This window comes from Claveliimonas monacensis (assembly GCF_014982975.1).
Lineage (GTDB): Bacteria > Bacillota > Clostridia > Lachnospirales > Lachnospiraceae > Claveliimonas > Claveliimonas monacensis.
Genome location: NZ_JADCKL010000002.1, coordinates 399,697 through 416,662, shown reverse-complemented (window position 1 = coordinate 416,662; position 16,966 = coordinate 399,697). Strand labels below are relative to the sequence as shown.

The 16,966-nt window shown below is 50.9% G+C and carries 16 protein-coding genes; 15 read left to right on the top strand and 1 reads right to left on the bottom strand.

Features of this window, described 5'->3' with window-relative positions:
* Positions 1-223 precede the first annotated feature (223 nt).
* The 4 genes from INF30_RS05310 to INF30_RS05295 all read left to right on the top strand — a co-directional run bounded on the left by INF30_RS05310 (position 224) and on the right by INF30_RS05295 (position 3,230).
* Positions 224-856, top strand: a complete 633-nt coding sequence (locus tag INF30_RS05310) for a CHC2 zinc finger domain-containing protein (protein WP_076780389.1) — start codon at positions 224-226, stop codon at positions 854-856.
* Positions 783-1,289, top strand: coding sequence for a hypothetical protein (locus INF30_RS05305; RefSeq protein ID WP_226394443.1), 507 nt, complete (start codon positions 783-785; stop codon positions 1,287-1,289). The genes INF30_RS05310 and INF30_RS05305 overlap by 74 nt, the downstream gene beginning before the upstream one ends.
* Positions 1,286-1,786 (top strand): primase-like DNA-binding domain-containing protein, encoded by a 501-nt coding sequence (locus INF30_RS05300; RefSeq protein ID WP_076780393.1) that lies wholly within the window; start codon positions 1,286-1,288, stop codon positions 1,784-1,786. The genes INF30_RS05305 and INF30_RS05300 overlap by 4 nt, the downstream gene beginning before the upstream one ends.
* Positions 1,787-2,276: 490 nt before the next feature.
* Positions 2,277-3,230: a tyrosine-type recombinase/integrase gene (locus INF30_RS05295; RefSeq protein ID WP_226394442.1), complete on the top strand. Its 954-nt coding sequence runs from the start codon at positions 2,277-2,279 to the stop codon at positions 3,228-3,230.
* Positions 3,231-3,535: 305 nt separating this feature from the next.
* Here the strand turns inward: INF30_RS05295 and INF30_RS05290 are convergent, their stop codons facing one another.
* Positions 3,536-4,819 (bottom strand): aminotransferase class V-fold PLP-dependent enzyme, encoded by a 1,284-nt coding sequence (locus INF30_RS05290; RefSeq protein ID WP_076780395.1) that lies wholly within the window; start codon positions 4,817-4,819, stop codon positions 3,536-3,538.
* Between the two features lie 175 nt (positions 4,820-4,994).
* Here INF30_RS05290 and INF30_RS05285 point away from each other — a divergent pair, with 175 nt between their 5' ends.
* The 11 genes from INF30_RS05285 (at position 4,995) to INF30_RS05235 (ending at position 16,822) form a co-directional block, all read left to right on the top strand.
* Positions 4,995-5,906, top strand: coding sequence for a LysR family transcriptional regulator (locus INF30_RS05285; protein WP_226394441.1), 912 nt, complete (start codon positions 4,995-4,997; stop codon positions 5,904-5,906).
* A gap of 173 nt (positions 5,907-6,079) precedes the next feature.
* A complete protein-coding gene (locus tag INF30_RS05280) occupies positions 6,080-6,811 on the top strand; it encodes a 5-oxoprolinase subunit B family protein (RefSeq protein WP_033124675.1) in 732 nt (243 codons plus the stop codon).
* 3 nt (positions 6,812-6,814) lie between these two features.
* Complete coding sequence (locus INF30_RS05275) at positions 6,815-7,768, top strand: 5-oxoprolinase subunit C family protein (protein WP_226394440.1); 954 nt, start codon at positions 6,815-6,817, stop codon at positions 7,766-7,768.
* A gap of 48 nt (positions 7,769-7,816) precedes the next feature.
* Positions 7,817-8,251, top strand: coding sequence for an acetyl-CoA carboxylase biotin carboxyl carrier protein (gene accB / locus INF30_RS05270; RefSeq protein ID WP_226394439.1), 435 nt, complete (start codon positions 7,817-7,819; stop codon positions 8,249-8,251).
* A 12-nt stretch (positions 8,252-8,263) separates the two neighbouring features.
* Complete coding sequence (gene accC, locus INF30_RS05265; protein WP_226394438.1) at positions 8,264-9,607, top strand: acetyl-CoA carboxylase biotin carboxylase subunit; 1,344 nt, start codon at positions 8,264-8,266, stop codon at positions 9,605-9,607.
* Positions 9,608-9,682: 75 nt separating this feature from the next.
* Positions 9,683-10,642 carry a D-2-hydroxyacid dehydrogenase gene (locus INF30_RS05260; RefSeq protein WP_033124679.1) on the top strand — a complete coding sequence of 320 codons (960 nt, stop codon included), beginning with the start codon at positions 9,683-9,685 and terminating at the stop codon, positions 10,640-10,642.
* Between the two features lie 58 nt (positions 10,643-10,700).
* A complete protein-coding gene (locus tag INF30_RS05255; protein WP_033124804.1) occupies positions 10,701-11,456 on the top strand; it encodes a LamB/YcsF family protein in 756 nt (251 codons plus the stop codon).
* Between the two features lie 29 nt (positions 11,457-11,485).
* Positions 11,486-12,838 carry a dicarboxylate/amino acid:cation symporter gene (locus tag INF30_RS05250; RefSeq protein ID WP_226394437.1) on the top strand — a complete coding sequence of 451 codons (1,353 nt, stop codon included), beginning with the start codon at positions 11,486-11,488 and terminating at the stop codon, positions 12,836-12,838.
* Positions 12,839-13,060: 222 nt separating this feature from the next.
* Positions 13,061-13,924, top strand: a complete 864-nt coding sequence (gene fba / locus INF30_RS05245) for a class II fructose-1,6-bisphosphate aldolase (protein WP_226394436.1) — start codon at positions 13,061-13,063, stop codon at positions 13,922-13,924.
* Positions 13,925-14,073: 149 nt separating this feature from the next.
* Positions 14,074-16,185: a glutamine synthetase III family protein gene (locus tag INF30_RS05240; protein WP_226394435.1), complete on the top strand. Its 2,112-nt coding sequence runs from the start codon at positions 14,074-14,076 to the stop codon at positions 16,183-16,185.
* 157 nt (positions 16,186-16,342) lie between these two features.
* Positions 16,343-16,822, top strand: coding sequence for a DUF1700 domain-containing protein (locus tag INF30_RS05235; protein WP_226394434.1), 480 nt, complete (start codon positions 16,343-16,345; stop codon positions 16,820-16,822).
* Positions 16,823-16,966: the final 144 nt, after the last annotated feature.

Here is a 16,966-nt window from a genome sequence, read left to right as displayed (position 1 = left end):
TTTACTTGGTCTACATTGTATAACTTCCCCTCTCCTGTGTGAGTGGTGAAGGGAAAATAATTGGGTGTTGAGTGGTGGATCTTTTGCGAAACATATAAAATTTTGATAGAAAATATATTTTTTGCAATTCCACGCTGTAAAATCGCGCGATTTCCTTTCTATAGATGAAGGGGTGATCACTTCCCTTCAAAGACTGTTGCAGAGCGAAAGGAAGGGATAGGAAATGAATGTGTATGAAGCAGTCAAAAGCACAGTGACCACCAGGCAGGCGGCGGAATATTACGGGATCAAAGTGACAGGCAGGGGCATGGCACGCTGTCCGTTCCATCATGACCGGCATCCCAGCATGAAGCTGGATCAGAGATTTCATTGTTTCGGGTGTCAGGCAGATGGAGATGTGATTGATTTCGTGGCGGGATATTTTAGCCTGTCCATTCGCGAAGCGGCCCTGAAACTGGCAGAAGATTTCGGGATCCGGTATGAGAAGCAGCGGCCGCCGGATCGGGGGAAACGAAAAAAGAAGATGAAAGCAGCGTCATTGGAACAGAACTATAAACAACTGGAAAGACAGTGCTTTTCCATACTTTGGCAGTATCGGGATCAACTTTTGCTTTGGAAAAAACAGTATGCACCGGGAGAATCGGATGCGGACTTGGATCCCAGGTTTTGTGAAGCACTGGATCGGATTCCCAGAGTGGAGTATCTGAAGGATATTCTGTTGTGCGCTCCTCTGGAAGAACGGGTGGAACTTCTGCTGTCCGCCGGAAAGGAGATCCTCAGGTATGCAGGAAGACCTCAAGAGCCTGAAACCGGAACACCTGGAAGCCCTGAAACAGTTGCTGGGCGAGACAGATAATGTACAGCCTCCTGATGTTTCGGACTGGTTTGACGGGAAGCAGATTGATGAGATCGCCTTTGGTGAGTATCTGCTACGGAAGAAAGAACGGAAATGCATCCACGGCAAACTTTATGATCTGGACGGAGAAATCAGTGATGAGGTGATCCGCAAAGAGATCCTTGATGAGATCCGGCCCTATCAGAAAACCAATGTGGCAAAGATGGTGGATCGGATCCTGAGTACATTGAAGCTGATGTGCCAGTGTGAAATGCCTCCGTTAAAAGAAGACCGGGTTCATTTTTCCAATGGAACGTATTATCTGGACGGAACTTTTACAGAAGAAAAAGAATGGACGATGAACCGCCTCCCGGTCCGATATGATCCGGACGCACCAAAACCGGAGAAATGGCTGGCATTTCTGAATGATCTGCTGGAGAAAACGGATCATTGAAATCTCTCCATGACCAGTCCTATGGGTTCTATCGCAGGCAGATCCTACTGACGACAAAAGACCGGCCTGCCGACCGGAAGGATGACCGGTATCTGGGAGACAAGCTGATCCGGGAGACAGAAGGGATCGTACTGTGGTGTCTGGAAGGACTGCACAGACTGGTTCGGAATGGATTTGAATTCAGCATCAGTGACCGGGCAAGGAAGAATCTGGAAGATCTGATGGAAAATGAGAACAATATCATTTCATTCCTGAATTCTGCCGGATATGTGAGAAGGGAAGAAGGAACCTATGCCAGTTCCAGGCGGCTTTACGCTGCCTACCGGAAATGGTGCGAGGACAATTTGGAAAGGCCCAGGGCAGAGAATACCTTCAAGAAGTATCTGAATGAGAATGCAGAAACACTGGGGTTGACCTATGATAAAAATCTTCCCGGCAGAAATGGGAAGACCGTGCGCGGCTTCCGTGGGATCCATGTGGAAGTCCGTACAGAGTAACAGAAAATGCTCCCGGCGTTTCAGGCGGCTCAGGCGGGTAAAAATGACTTCTTTTTTTATTTTATAATTTATTTCTATTTAAGAAGTGAAATAAACTGCCTGGACTGCCTTAGTCCTGAAAAATAAAACAAAAATAATGTTTATAGACTGCCTGAGGGATGCCTGGAAAGTGCCTGACAGCATACAGGCCCTGCCCTTGTTTGAAGGGAAACTGCGTAAAGGAGGTGACCGGCAAATAGAGAGAAAAGAACTGAATGATGTATTGCAGTACGCTCTTGAAAACGGTATGATTGATGTGAAATACGTTCAAGAGCAGATTGCTTTGAATAAACGAAAGGAATTGATAGAAAAACATCCATATAGTATATGGAAAGGCAAAGAGGGACTCTGGCATACCTATTTGCCGGATGCTGAGAAAAAACGGATACACAAGAGGAGCAGTACGCGTCAGGGAATAGAAGATATTGTTGCGGATTACTGGAAGGCACAGATGGAAAACCCGACGGTGAAGGATGTTTACGAACAGTGGATTACAGGGAAACTTTCCAGAGAAGAAATATCTGTTGCCACCAAAAACAGATATGACAGAAAATTTTCAGAATGTATGGAAGTGTTCGGCAGGCGTAAAATAAAATCCGTGTCAGAATATGAAATTGAAGATTTCATTCTGAACATTATCCATGAAAAGAATCTGACTGCAAAAGGGTACAGTAATCTCAGGACACTTATTTATGGGATCTTTAAGCTGGCAAAAAAGAAAAAGTACATTGATTTCAGTATCACAGAAGTGATCTCTGATATGGAAATCTCAAGAAAAGCATTCCGAAGAAATCAGCAGCCGGATGAGGCACTGGTGTTTTCCGAGGAAGAAACTGACCAGATCATTCAGTACATTATTTCTTCGCAGCTGGATCTTATTAATCTCGGACTCCTTCTGGCGTTTAAGACGGGTGTCAGACCTGGTGAGCTGGCCGCACTGAAGAAGGAAGATTTCTTGGATAGAAGTGTTGATGTACACAGAACAGAGATCCATTATCAAAATGAGGATGGCGAAAATGTGTATGAGGTACGGGATTTTCCAAAGACAGAAGCCGGCATAAGAACCGTACTGATCCCGAAACAGGCGTTATGGATTGTGAAAGAGATTAAGAGACAAAATCCGTTTGGCGAATATGTGTTTATGAAGAACGGGAAGCGGATCCGGACTTACAGTTTTACGTGGCGGTTGAAGTCCATCTGCCAGAAACTGGATATTCCGGTCAGGTCGCTGAACAAAATCCGGAAAACATACGGGACGATCCTGCTGGACAGCGGAGCGGAAGAATCTTTTATTATTTCTCAGATGGGGCATACGGATATTAAGACTACAAAGAATTATTACTACAAGGATCGGAAGAGCATGAGACAGAAGATCGAAGCGATCGATCAGGTGGCGGGTCTCTGATGTCAGGTGTATCAAAAGTGTATCAAAGTGTATCAAATGCAATGTGCCGCAAACGCAGTAACCACAAGGGATTGCGGGCTTTTAGGCCGGGGTTCGATTCCCCTCGGAGTCACTTTTTAAGAAAGATCCGCAGAGTTTTCTGTGGATCTTTTGCATTGCATTAAAACATCAAACTTTTACAAAATGAAGCATCTGCAGCGGTGTTGCAGGGATGATAAAACGGAATTAATGGAAAGGCCCGCAGACGTTAACAGTGTCTGCGGGCCTCTCTGTATATCATGAAATGAGTAAAGAGTGGAGCATGTTTATACGGACTCGGCGATCTCCTTTGTGATCTTCAGGAATTTGTCGACGTCCTCTGCGCCATGACAGTGGAGCGGTGATACGCGGATCGCGCCCGGGATGCCCAGGGTGTCCACGATCCTCCTGGAGTACATGCTGCTTCTCACACGCTCAAATACGGTGACGCCTCTCTTCATGTACTCGATAACGCACTCGGGGTAATCGATGCCCTTGATACCCATGGCGATGATCAGGTCTTTGTATGTAAGGTCTTCCATATCTACGTAAACTTCCACATTAGGAATATGACGGAGTCCCGGAACTTCCGGAGTTCCTTCCAGCATACGGTACAGAAGAGCTCTCTCCTGCATGTGGATACGGTTCATACCCTCCACGAACAGCTCGCGCTTGTCCTGGCTGTGGATGAAATGCTCGCCGATGGAGCATACATAGTCGATGACAGCCATCATGGCAGCGAAGTTGCCGGGAGTAGGTGTTCCAAGAGCCCATACATTCGGATCTTTAAATGTCAGTTTGTGGTGCATCATGGTGGCTACGCGGTCCGATACATAGGCAAATCCGCAGCCTCTTACACCAAAGAATTTGTAAGGCGCGATGTTGGTCGCGTCAACGCCCCAGTCCTCCACGTCAATGACAGCGTGGGGGGCGTGCTGTACAGCGTCTGTGATCACATAGCATTCAGGGTTGACTTCCTTCACTCTCCGGACGATCTCTTTGACGTCCATGATGTTTCCGGAGATGTTGGATGCAGCCATGATGCTGACAAGGCAGGTGTCCTTGTCCACGTATTTCATAACCTCATCTACGTCAATCCCGCCGGTGGTCTTGTTGGCCGGAACCTCCCGGAATTCTCTTCCTGTCTTCGTGCAGGCGTACTCTACAGCGTCGTGTGCTGACGGGTGCTCCAGGCAGGATGTCACAGCGTTCGTTCCCCATTTTACATTTTCAAGAATGACATCCACGATCTGGAACATGGTCTGGGAAGCGGAGAGCTCTGTCACGAGAGCGCCGCTTTTGGCTCCGAAGACAACCTCCAGTATCTCTTTCGTTCCCTCGGATACATAGTGAGCCAGCTTCAGACCTCTGGCATAGTTTCTCTCCGGGCAGTCCGGGAATTGCTCGCAGGCTGCTTTCGCCTCAACGGCGGCTCTCAGGCGAAGAGATCCGCCGGAGTTCTCGAAGAAAAGACGTGGCCCGTAGAGCGGGTCTGCATCCGCGTAACAGAACTGTGCCTTCAGGTGCTTCTGGTATTCCTCCGGGAATAATATTCCGTGTTCTGCGTTCATAGTTTCTCCTCCTTTTATATAGGATATAGTCCCGTTTGTTTCTTGCCTTTATTATATCATGCACAAAAAAATTGTGAAATGAATAATTTTATTGTATAATATTGAAAAAATTTATATTTAAAACGGACCGCGCAGGGTACGGAAACCGACAGACCCGACAAAGGAGGGGGAGAACATGAATTTAGCAGATATCGAGACATTTCTTATGATCGTAAAGACAAAAAATATTACAAAGACAGCGGAAAATCTTTTCCTGTCCCAGCCCACTGTGAGCCACAGACTGAAGTCGCTGGAGGAGGAACTGGATGTAAAGCTTATTACAAGGAAGAAAGGCTACAAACAGATCGAGCTGACTACCCAGGGGGAGGAATTCATCCCTATTGCGGAGAGGTGGGTCTCCATCTGGCAGGAGATGCAGCTTTTAAAGCACAGCCAGGACAGGCTGTGCCTGACGGTGGGCTGTACGGACACGATGAACAGTGCCATCCTTTTTGACCTGTACAGGCAGATCCTGAATGAGAAGGAACATGTGATGAACCTTCATATTAAAACGCACTATTCTTATGAGCTCTATGGACTTCTGGAAAACCATGAGATCGACATTGGGTTTGTGTATCACCATCTTCAGTTTAAAAATATTGTGACAGAACCTATCATGCGGGAGAAAATGTATATCCTGCGGTCTGCCCGGGCAGGAGAGCCCAGGGAAGCCATTCACACAGATGAACTGGATCCCCAGAAAGAGATCTTTGTGAGCTGGGAGGCCAACTATCAGATCTGGCATGACCAGACCATCAGCAAGGGAGAGTGGCCCCGGATACAGGTGGATACCTTTGAACTTCTCCTTCATCTGCTGGCAGATGACACGTTGTGGGCTATCGTGCCCATCTCTGTGGCGGAGCGGATCGCCAGCCTGCGCCCGGTGCAGATCAGTGAGATCGCCAACGCCACGCAGCCTCCCGAGAGGATCACGTACAAGATCAAGCATAAATATCCAAACGAGGCCACCCTGAAGGCCGTGCAGGTCTTTGAGGAGAAGATCAATGCGTATCTGCGGACAAAAGACTGGGGATACGTCGGACAGTAGAACATTAAATATAGAAAATGTTAATATATTCCACAAAAATAATTTATTTTATGAAACAAAACCCGTGTGATATACTGTAAATAATTAATAAAGAAACGCATTAATTGAGCGAAAAATTAAGACAATTTACCAAAAGCAGACGAATCGCAATAACGGTGAAAGGAGTGAAAGAGATGGAGGCAAAATTTCTGATGGGCGGAGAAAAATCCCTGTATGTCCAGCTCGGCGATGAGATCAGCCTGGATGTCAACCAGAAGGTGCGCGGCCTAATGCACAATCTGGAGACAGATCCTATTGAGGGAGTTGTTGAGATGGTGCCTACCTATGCGGCGCTGCTCATCCACTACAGACCGGAGAAGATCCTCTATGATCAGCTTGTGGAGGAAGTGAAGAAGCGCATGGCGGACGCGGGGAAGGCGGACGAGGCATCCCAGATCGTAAAGGTAGTGCCTATCTGCTATGACAAGGAGTTTGCGCTGGATCTGGAGGACTGCGCAAAATTTGAAAATGTCTCTGTGGAAGAGTTCATCAGGATGCACTCGGAACACGAGTACTATGTGTATATGCTCGGATTTGCGCCCGGACACGCCTACATGGCAAGGTTCGAGGAGCCCTTCCATTTTAAGAGGAGAGAGTCGCCGCGAGTGAAGATCAACGGCGGTTCTATTGTAGTTGGAGAAAATCTTTCCAACCTGATCCCCTTTGATCAGCCCTGCGGATGGAATGTTGTCGCAGCTACGCCGCTTAAGGTATGTGACTACACGAAAGAAGACCCCTTCCTGGCCCATGCAGGAGACTGGGTGAAATATCAGCCTGTCAGCCGGAAGGAGTACGACCAGATCAAGGCGGATGTGGAAAGAGGAACTTACAAGGTGGAAACATATGCGAAAAAGGCGGTGAAATAGAAGATGGGAATCGTTGTTGAAAATCCAGGAATACAGACGACTGTACAGGATGAAGGGCGTTTCGGCTATCAGCAGTACGGCGTGTCGCCGGCAGGACCTATGGATACCAAGTCCTTTTTCCTTGCCAATATCTTAGTGGGAAATAAAAGAGGCGAGAGCGCTCTGGAAATGACTTTTATGGGTCCCACATTGAAGTTTGAGAAGGACAATATCATCGCGGTGACAGGGGCTAATGTATCTCCCACTGTGAACAATGAGCCGATCCCCATGTACCAGGCAGTGCTTGTCCATGCGGGAGACACTGTCGCTTTTGGTGTGGCAACTGGCGGAGCCCGGGCCTACATCGCTTTTGCCGGCGGATTGGACGTGCCGGTGGTGATGGGAAGCAAGGCAACCCTTATGAGAAACAAGATCGGCGGCGTGGAGGGACGCAAGCTGGAAAAAGGCGATGCCATCGGCTTTGTGAACCCTAAGACCAGCCTTCCGAAAATGGAGATGAGAAAGCTTGAACCGGAGAAATTCCCCCAGAAGGAAGTGACTCTGCGGGTGGTGACTGGTCCCCAGGACACAGCATTTTCCGAGGAGGAAGTGAGAAAATTCTTCTGGTACAGTGCTACCATTACAAATGAATTTGACCGGATGGGCTGCAGGCTGGAAAGAGAAGAACCCCTGCACCACATCAAGGATGGAAATACTATCTCAGACGGTATTGTGTTCGGATCCATCCAGGTGCCCACAAACGGCCAGCCCATTATCATGCTGGCGGATCGGCAGACTACAGGAGGCTACACAAAGATCGGAACCGTTATCTCCGTGGATCTTCCAAAACTGGCGCAGAGCGTACCTGGATACAAGGTGCATTTTGTGAGAGTAGGCATTCAGCTTGCCCAGGAACTGTATCTGCGGCAGCAGAAAGAACTGAAGAACCTAGAGAGATGTCTGGGACAGAGGGGCTGAGAAACCTTGCCGCACAGGTGCGGCGCCACATAGAAGGGGAAATGAAACATGAAACTGGAAAAGATCACAGCCCTGCTCCACGAAGTGGACAGATCCGGCGTGACAGAATTTGAGATACAGGACGGAGACTTCCGCATCTCCATCAAAAAGACGGCGGCCCGGACAGAAAGCTGCCAGGCAGCCCCGGAGGTGAGCAGCCGGCAGGCGGAGCCTGAGGAGAAAGAGGAAGAAGTGTCCATCCAGGAAGGAACTATCATACGCTCGCCCCTTGTAGGCATCTTCCATGCCTCTGACAGCCAGAGCGGAGAGCCCTTTGTGACTGTGGGAAGCACGGTGGAACAGGGACAGGTGATGGGAACCATCGAGGCAATGAAGATGATGAACGATGTAGTGGCAGGATGCGGCGGCACAGTGTCTGAAGTCCTTGTAAAGGACGGGGAACTGGTAGAGTACGCGCAGCCTCTCTTCGTCATCGAGGGATAGGAGCAAAAAAAGATGTTTCGGAAAATACTGATTGCAAACAGAGGAGAGATCGCTGTGCGCATCATCCGGGCCTGCCGGGAGATGGGCATCCGCACCGTGGCAGTGTACTCCGAGGCAGACGAGGACGCCATGCATGTGAGACTGGCAGATGAGGCAGTCTGCATCGGTCCGGCGGCTCCGTCCGCCAGCTACCTGGACATGGACCGGCTCATCAGCACGGCCCTGGCCACAAAGGCGGAGGCTATCCATCCGGGATTTGGCTTTCTCTCTGAAAATGCAGATTTTGCAGAGAAATGTGCGAAGTTCGGCATTACATTTATCGGACCTTCCGGTGAGCTTATCGACAAGATGGGCAACAAATCCGAGGCAAAACATACCATGAAAGAGGCGGGGATCCCTGTGGTTCCGGGAACGGACAGCCCGGTGTACGAGGCGGAGGAAGCCCTGGAGGCGGCGGAGGTCATCGGCTTCCCCGTCATGATCAAAGCCTCTGCGGGAGGCGGCGGAAAAGGCATGCGCCTTGCCTGGAACAGCCAGGAGTTCCCGGGGCTCTTCCACGCGGCAAAGCAGGAGGCGGTGAACGCCTTCGGGGACGGCAGTATGTACCTGGAGCGTTATGTACAGTCTCCCAGACACATCGAAGTCCAGATCATGGCCGACAAGTTCGGGAATGTAATCCATCTGGGCGAGAGGGACTGCTCGGTGCAAAGAAGGCACCAGAAAATGATAGAAGAGTCACCCTGTGCCTTTATCTCCCCGGAGACCCGGGAAAAGATCTGTGACACAGCAGTGCAGGCGGCGAAGGCCGTGGGATACGAGAATGCGGGAACCATCGAGTTCCTCCTGGACCAGTCCGGCGAGTTCTTCTTCATGGAGATGAACACCAGGATCCAGGTGGAGCACCCGGTCAGCGAGCTGGTCTCCGGTGTGGATTTGATCCGGGAGCAGATCAGCGTAGCTGCCGGCCTTCCCCTAAGTGTGAAGCAGGAGGACATCTGCTTCAGGGGACACGCCCTTGAGTGCAGGATCAATGCGGAGGACCCGCTGCATAATTTCATGCCCTGCCCGGGGACGGTGGAGAAGCTCTATCTCCCGGGCGGCAACGGAGTGCGGATGGATACAGCCATCTACCCGGGCTACACCATACCGCCCTACTATGATTCCATGATCGTCAAGATCATCGCCTATGACAGGGACAGGATGAGCGCCATCCGGAAGATGATCAGCGTCCTGGGCGAGTTCAGGATCAAGGGAGTGACTACAAATCTGGATTTCCTCTACGATGTGCTGAATCATCCGGATTTCCAGAGCGGCATGTTCAGTACAGACTTCATAGAGAGACACTATGAGCTGTAGGATATAAAATCACTATCAACAAGATGCCGGCCGCCGGGCCGGCGCAGTATCAACACAAGAAAGGAAGAAGCGAATATGAAGATCGTAGTATTAGACGGTTACACACTGAACCCTGGAGATATTTCCTGGGAGGGAATGGAAGCTTTTGGCGAGGTGACGGTGTATGACCGCACAAAGGCTGAAGATGTAGTGGAGCGCATCGGGGATGCAGAGGTAGTCTACACAAACAAGACTCCTATCACAAAAGAGACAATGGACGCCTGCCCCGGCATGAAGTTCATTGGCGTTCTGGCAACAGGCTACAACATCGTGGATGTAGCTGCCGCAAAGGAGAAAGGGATCCCGGTATCCAACATTCCTACATACGGAACAGCCGCTGTTTCTCAGTTCGCCATCGCTCTTCTGCTGGAGCTGTGCCACCATATCGGCGAGCACTCTGACGCTGTAAAAGCAGGCGAGTGGACAAGCAATCCGGACTGGTGCTTCTGGAAATATCCTCTTGTTGAGCTGGCTGGCAAGAACATGGGTATCATCGGCTTTGGCCGGATCGGACAGGATACAGGCAAGATCGCCCAGGCACTCGGAATGAAAGTCCTGGCATACGACGCGTTCAAGCGTCCGGAGCTGGAGAGCGACACATGCAAATATGTGGATCTGGACACGCTGCTGGCGCAGTCCGACGTAATCTCCCTGCACTGCCCGCTGTTCCCGGATACAGAAGGCATCATCAATAAAGACACCATCGCCAAAATGAAAGACGGCGTCATGATCATAAACGACTCAAGAGGCCCCCTTATTGTAGAGCAGGATCTCAGAGACGCTCTTGACAGCGGCAAGGTGGCAGGAGCTGCCCTGGACGTTGTATCCACAGAGCCCATCCAGATGGATAACCCGCTCCTTGGAGCAAAGAACGTGATCCTCACACCCCATATCGCATGGGCGCCGAAGGAGTCAAGGCAGAGGCTGATGGACATCGCGGTTGATAACCTGAAATGCTACGTGGACGGCAAACCGCAGAATGTCGTAAATGCATAAATATTTTAAAGAGGGATGCAAAACACAGCAAAAACAAAAAGAAAGGGTGGAAAAGACTATGTATCAGGTGGATTTGAACAGTGACATGGGTGAAAGCTTCGGCGCCTATAAGCTGGGCGGCGATGAGGAGATCATCAAGTATGTGACAACGGCAAACGTAGCCTGCGGATGGCATGCGGGAGATCCCATGGTAATGGACAAGACAGTCCGCATGGCAAAGGAGAGGGGCGTCATGGTAGGCGCGCACCCGGGATATCCGGATCTGATGGGCTTCGGACGCCGCAAAATGGTTCTGGCTCCTGCAGAGATCAAGAACTATGTGAAATATCAGATCGGAGCACTCTCCGCTTTCACACAGAGCTACGGTATGAAACTGCAGCATGTGGCTCCCCACGGCTCTATGGGCAACCAGTGCCAGTATGATGAGGAAGTTTCCACAGCGATTGTGGACGCCATCTGCGAGGTGGACAAGGACCTCATCGTCTACTACTGCGCAGGCGCTGTCTTAGGACAGATCGCTGAGAGCAGAGGCCTTCGCACGGCTTCCGAGATCTTCGCAGACCGTGCATACATGGATGATCTTTCTCTCGTTCCGAGAAAGATGGAGGGTTCCATGATCACAGACGAGAACATTGCCATTGAGAGATGCGTACGCATGATCAAAGAAGGCAAGGTAACATCCATCAACGGAAAAGAACTGGACATCAAGGGCGACACACTCTGTGTACACGGCGACGGGCCCAAGGCGCTTGCCTTCGTTCAGAAGATCCGTGAAAGATTTACACAAGAGGGGATTGAGATCAAACATCTGTAGAAGATGCAAAGTAAAGGAGTGAAGAACAAATGAGCAATACACAGAAAAAGGAAAAAATGTCCGTTGTCAAGAAGATGATCATCGCTCTGATAGGCGGACTTGCAGTCGGACTTATCTTTATGTTTATCCGCAGCTCCATGCTGGAATCCGGAAATGAAGGTACGTGGGACATCATCAATAAGATCCTCTTCCAGGATATCACAGCAGCTGACGGAACCGCGGCGCTGGGCCTTTTCTACATCATCGGACAGCTCTTTATGAGGGGCCTGCAGGCAGCTATCGTACCTCTGGTGCTGTGCTCCCTGAGCCTTGCCATGTGCAGCATCTCCAGCTCTACCAAGCTGGGAAGGATTGCGGGACGCACAGTGCTCGGCTTCGTCTGCTTCTACGTTGTGGGCGCTTTCTTCGGAGGTCTTGTGGCCTACGCCATGAAGACGGCGGGCCTCTTCAATGTAGAGCTGCCAGCCGAGGCGGTCACAGAGGCGGCCACCATCGACCAGTTCAACCCGCTGGCGACCATCGTGACAGCTGTTCCCTCCAACATCATCGAGTCCATGAGCAGCAACAACAGCATCCTGGCAGTCGTTGTGGTAGCCATCGTCATCGGACTTTGCATGAACGTGCTTGGCGAGAAGACAGATCCCCTGAAGCATGTGCTTGAGGCGGGAAGCGAGGTCATCAACTTCTACCTGACCTTCCTCATCAACAAGGTAGGTCCTGTAGCTATCTTCTGTCTGGTATCCCGCACCTTCGCCATCTACGGCGCTGAGTATCTGGCGCCGGCGGCAGCCTACATTGTGGGAGCTATGCTTACCCTGTTCGTGCTCGTGGTAACCCTGTACCCCATCGGTATCTGGCTCACCACAAGGCTGAATCCGTTCAAGTTCTTAAAGAAGATCGCCAAGGTTGGTGTGTTCGGATTTTCCACAAACTCCTCCGCAGCAACTCTGCCTCTGAACACAAGGACAAACCTGGACGAGCTGGGCTGCAGCCAGGAGATCACAAGCTTTGTGCTCCCCACAGGTATGACCATCAACATGAACGGTACTACAGTCATGCATATGTTTGCGGTGACCTTTATCGCTACAAGCGCAGGCATCGACGTGACACCGGCCAACCTGGTTGTTGTGGCATTCCTCTCCATCTGCGCGGCCATGGGCTGCCCGGCTATCCCGATCGCAGGAACAACCCTGATCGTGACCATCCTCTCCGGTATGGGCTGGACCTCCGATCTGTGCATGATCGCTTACGCACTGGTCGTAGCTATCAACCGTCCTGTTGAGATGGCGCTCCTGCCTCTGAATGTTATCGGCGACGCTGCTACAAACGTCATCGTAAACGCAAAAGAGAAGGAGATCGATCTGGACGTATACAACAGCTAATCAGATATACATACATCCTGTAACCAGACGGCATAAAGATCCCGGGACTGTTAAAGCCCGGGATCTCTGCATATATGGATGAACGGCGGCACGGACAGGAGTGTGCAGATAAAAAAGATTGTCATTTTTATGGGATTGAGCTATAATAAAAAAAGTGAAGTCTGTGCTGTGCGCGGTACATGACGCTGCGCAGCATAATTTAAGGAAGTGGAGGAGACAATCATGTTAGTATCAGCAAAAGAGATGCTTGAAAAAGCAGTAGAGGGCCACTATGCAGTAGGCCAGTTCAACATCAACAATCTGGAGTGGACAAAATCCATTCTTCTCACAGCAGAGGAGCTGAAATCACCTGTAATCCTGGGTGTGTCCGAGGGAGCAGGAAAATACATGACAGGTTTCAAGACAGTTGCAGCCATGGTGAAAGCCATGATCGAAGAACTGAACATTACAGTTCCGGTTGCACTTCACCTGGATCACGGCACATACGAAGGATGCTACAAATGTATCGAGGCTGGATTTTCATCCATCATGTTCGACGGTTCCCATTATCCTATCGAGGAGAACGTAGCTAAGACAAAAGAGCTTGTTGCCGTATGTGCAGAGAAAGGCTTATCTCTCGAGGCAGAGGTAGGATCCATCGGCGGCGAGGAAGACGGCGTTGTAGGTATGGGCGAGTGCGCAGATCCCCAGGAGTGCAAGATGATCGCTGATCTGGGCGTTACCATGCTGGCAGCCGGCATCGGAAACATCCACGGAAAATATCCTGCAAACTGGCAGGGCCTCAGCTTTGAGACTCTGGATGCCATCCAGAAGCTGACAGGCAAGATGCCCCTCGTTCTTCACGGCGGCACAGGTATCCCGGAAGATATGATCAAGAAAGCCATCGACCTTGGCGTTGCAAAGATCAATGTAAATACAGAGTGCCAGCTGTCCTTTGCGGACGCTACACGCAAGTACATCGAGGCCGGAAAAGACCTGGAGGGCAAAGGATTTGATCCGCGTAAACTTCTGAAACCAGGCGCAGATGCAATCATGCAGACTGTAAAAGAGAAGATGGAATTATTCGGTTCCGTTGGAAAAGCCTAGGGAGAAGACAGTATATATTGACAGGTGTAAAGGTGTTCCGGTCCGATGAGGGCCGGAGTACCTTTTTCTGGTCATAGTCATGTGCGAAACAGGCGGTTTCCTGCATGACTATGGCCAGAAGGAATGAAGGAAAGGAATTTGGAGGCCATATGAGCGAATTAATCAACATTGCAGAGATATTTGGAGAAAATGTCTTTGATGACGCTACCATGCAGGAGCGACTGCCAAAGAAAGTCTATAAAGATCTGAAAAAGATGATCGAGGACGGCAAGGAACTTGACCTTGCCACTGCGGACGTCATTGCCCATGAGATGAAAGAGTGGGCCATTGAGAAGGGAGCAACCCATTACACCCACTGGTTCCAGCCGCTGACGGGAACCACGGCGGAGAAACATGATTCCTTTATCTCCGCTCCCATGGAGAGCGGCAAGGTGCTGATGAGTTTTTCGGGCAAGGAGCTGATCAAGGGAGAGCCGGATGCATCTTCCTTCCCGTCAGGCGGTCTGCGGGCTACCTTTGAGGCGAGAGGCTACACGGCCTGGGACTGCACGTCCCCGGCTTTTGTGAGGAAGGACGCGGCGGGAGCGACTCTGTGTATCCCCACGGCCTTCTGTTCCTACACGGGGGAGGCTTTGGACCAGAAGACTCCGCTCCTCCGCTCTATGGAGGCTATCAATGAACAGTCTCTGCGTCTGACCCGTCTGTTCGGCAACACGACAGCTAAGAAGGTAACACCCTCTGTGGGCGCGGAGCAGGAATACTTCCTGGTAGATGCCAGGAAGTTCCACGAGAGAAAGGACCTGATCTACACCGGGCGCACGCTCTTTGGAGCTATGCCGCCCAAGGGACAGGAGCTGGACGACCATTATTTCGGCACCATACGACAGCGGATCGCGTCTTTTATGAAGGATGTCAATGAAGAACTCTGGAAGATGGGCGTGACAGCCAAGACACAGCACAATGAGGTGGCGCCGGCCCAGCATGAGCTGGCCCCCATCTACGCCAAGGCCAATGTGGCGGTGGATCACAACCAGATTGTTATGCAGACCCTGAAGCGGGTTGCCTCCGAGCACGGTATGAAATGCCTTCTCCACGAGAAGCCATTTGCCGGCGTCAACGGCTCCGGCAAGCACAATAACTGGTCCCTCACAACGGACGAGGGCAAGAACCTGCTGGATCCGGGCAAGACACCCCACGAGAATATCCAGTTCCTGCTTGTTCTCACCTGTATCCTGAAAGCGGTGGACGAGCATGCGGCTCTTCTGCGGGAGTCAGCGGCAGACCCGGGCAATGATCACAGACTGGGAGCCAACGAGGCACCTCCGGCCATTATCTCTGTCTTTTTAGGAGAGCAGCTGGAGGATGTGCTGGAGCAGCTGATCATGACAGGGGAGGCTACCCACAGCCTGAATACCGGGAAACTGCAGACCGGTGTGCGGACCCTTCCGGATCTTGCCAAAGATACGTCCGACAGAAACAGGACCTCTCCGTTTGCGTTTACAGGCAACAAGTTTGAGTTCCGTATGGTGGGCTCCAGAGACTCTGTGGCAGGCTCCAACATCGTGCTCAACACTATCGTGGCGGATGCATTTGCCAAAGCCTGCGATATCCTGGAAAAGGCGGATGACTTTGAGAAGGCAGTCCATGATCTGATCAAACAGTATGCCACAGAGCACTACCGCATCGTCTTCAACGGAAACGGCTACTCGGATGAGTGGATTGCGGAGGCGGAAAGAAGAGGGCTTCCCAATATCCGTTCTATGGTGGAGGCTATCCCAGCCCTGGTGACGGAGGATACTATCACTCTGTTTGAAAGATACCACGTATTCACAAGAGCAGAGCTTGAGTCCCGTGCGGAGATCAAGTATGAGAATTACGCAAAGGCTATTAATATAGAAGCAAGGACTATGATCGATATGGCCAGCAAGCAGATCATCCCGGCCATCATCAAGTACACAAAGACACTGGCAGATACTGTGAACTCTGTGAGAGAGGCGGGAGCGGAGCCGGTTGTACAGACGCAGCTTCTGGGAGAGATCTCAGACCTTCTTGTGCAGACCAAGAAAGCGCTGGATGTTCTGGTGAAGGAGACTGAGTCGGCGGCGTCCATGGAAGAGGGCGAGATCCAGGCCAGATTCTACCACGATACGGTGTTCCCGGCTATGGAAGCGCTCCGTGCGCCGGTAGATGAGCTGGAAATGATCGTGGACAAAGAAGCGTGGCCTATGCCATCCTACGGCGATCTCATGTTTGAGGTATAGAAAGAAAAGGGCGCTTCATACTTAATAAAGTTATAATAAAATGTTCATAACCCTGCACTTGGAATAGAGGGACAGATATGCTATTCTAGGTGCAGGGTATTTTGCGCCAGGGAAGAGCCGCGGCGCGCATGGAATAAAAGGGCAGGAGGACAGGTGAATGACAAGACAGGAATTTCTGGCAAAACTCAGGCAGGCGCTGGAGAGTGAACTGGACCACAGGACTGTGCAGGAAAATGTGGATTATTACAATTCCTATATTATAGAAGAGACGGCGAAGGGAAGGCCGGAGAGCGATGTGATCGCAGAGCTGGGTGATCCCTGGGTGATCGCCCGCTCCGTCATCGGCATGTCCGGGGACGGGCTGGGAGCCCAGACAGCCTATGAGACGGCTTCGGGAAGAGGTCAGGAAAACAAGAGCCGGGAAAAGAGCGGCGGCTACCAGGGCAGAGGGGAGGGAGGCGGATTTTCCGCTTTCGGAACCTGGTGGAAAAGATTGCTTCTTGTTCTGGGAATTATCGGCGTATTTCTGCTGGTGATCGCAGTGATCGGGGGGATCTTCTCCCTGCTGATGCCGATTCTCGTGCCGGTGCTGGTGATCGTGCTGATCATCCGGCTGATCGGCGGGGCGAGGCGGTGACAGATCCTTGAACTGGGAAAGAGGAGACGGCGCAGAAAAGAGAGAAAATAAAAAGACAAAGGTAAAAGACCGATGGGGGAGCCATCGGTCTTTTGAGGGGAGTATAAATAATTAATAAGGGGTTGTAGAAAGTATTCTTTCTAC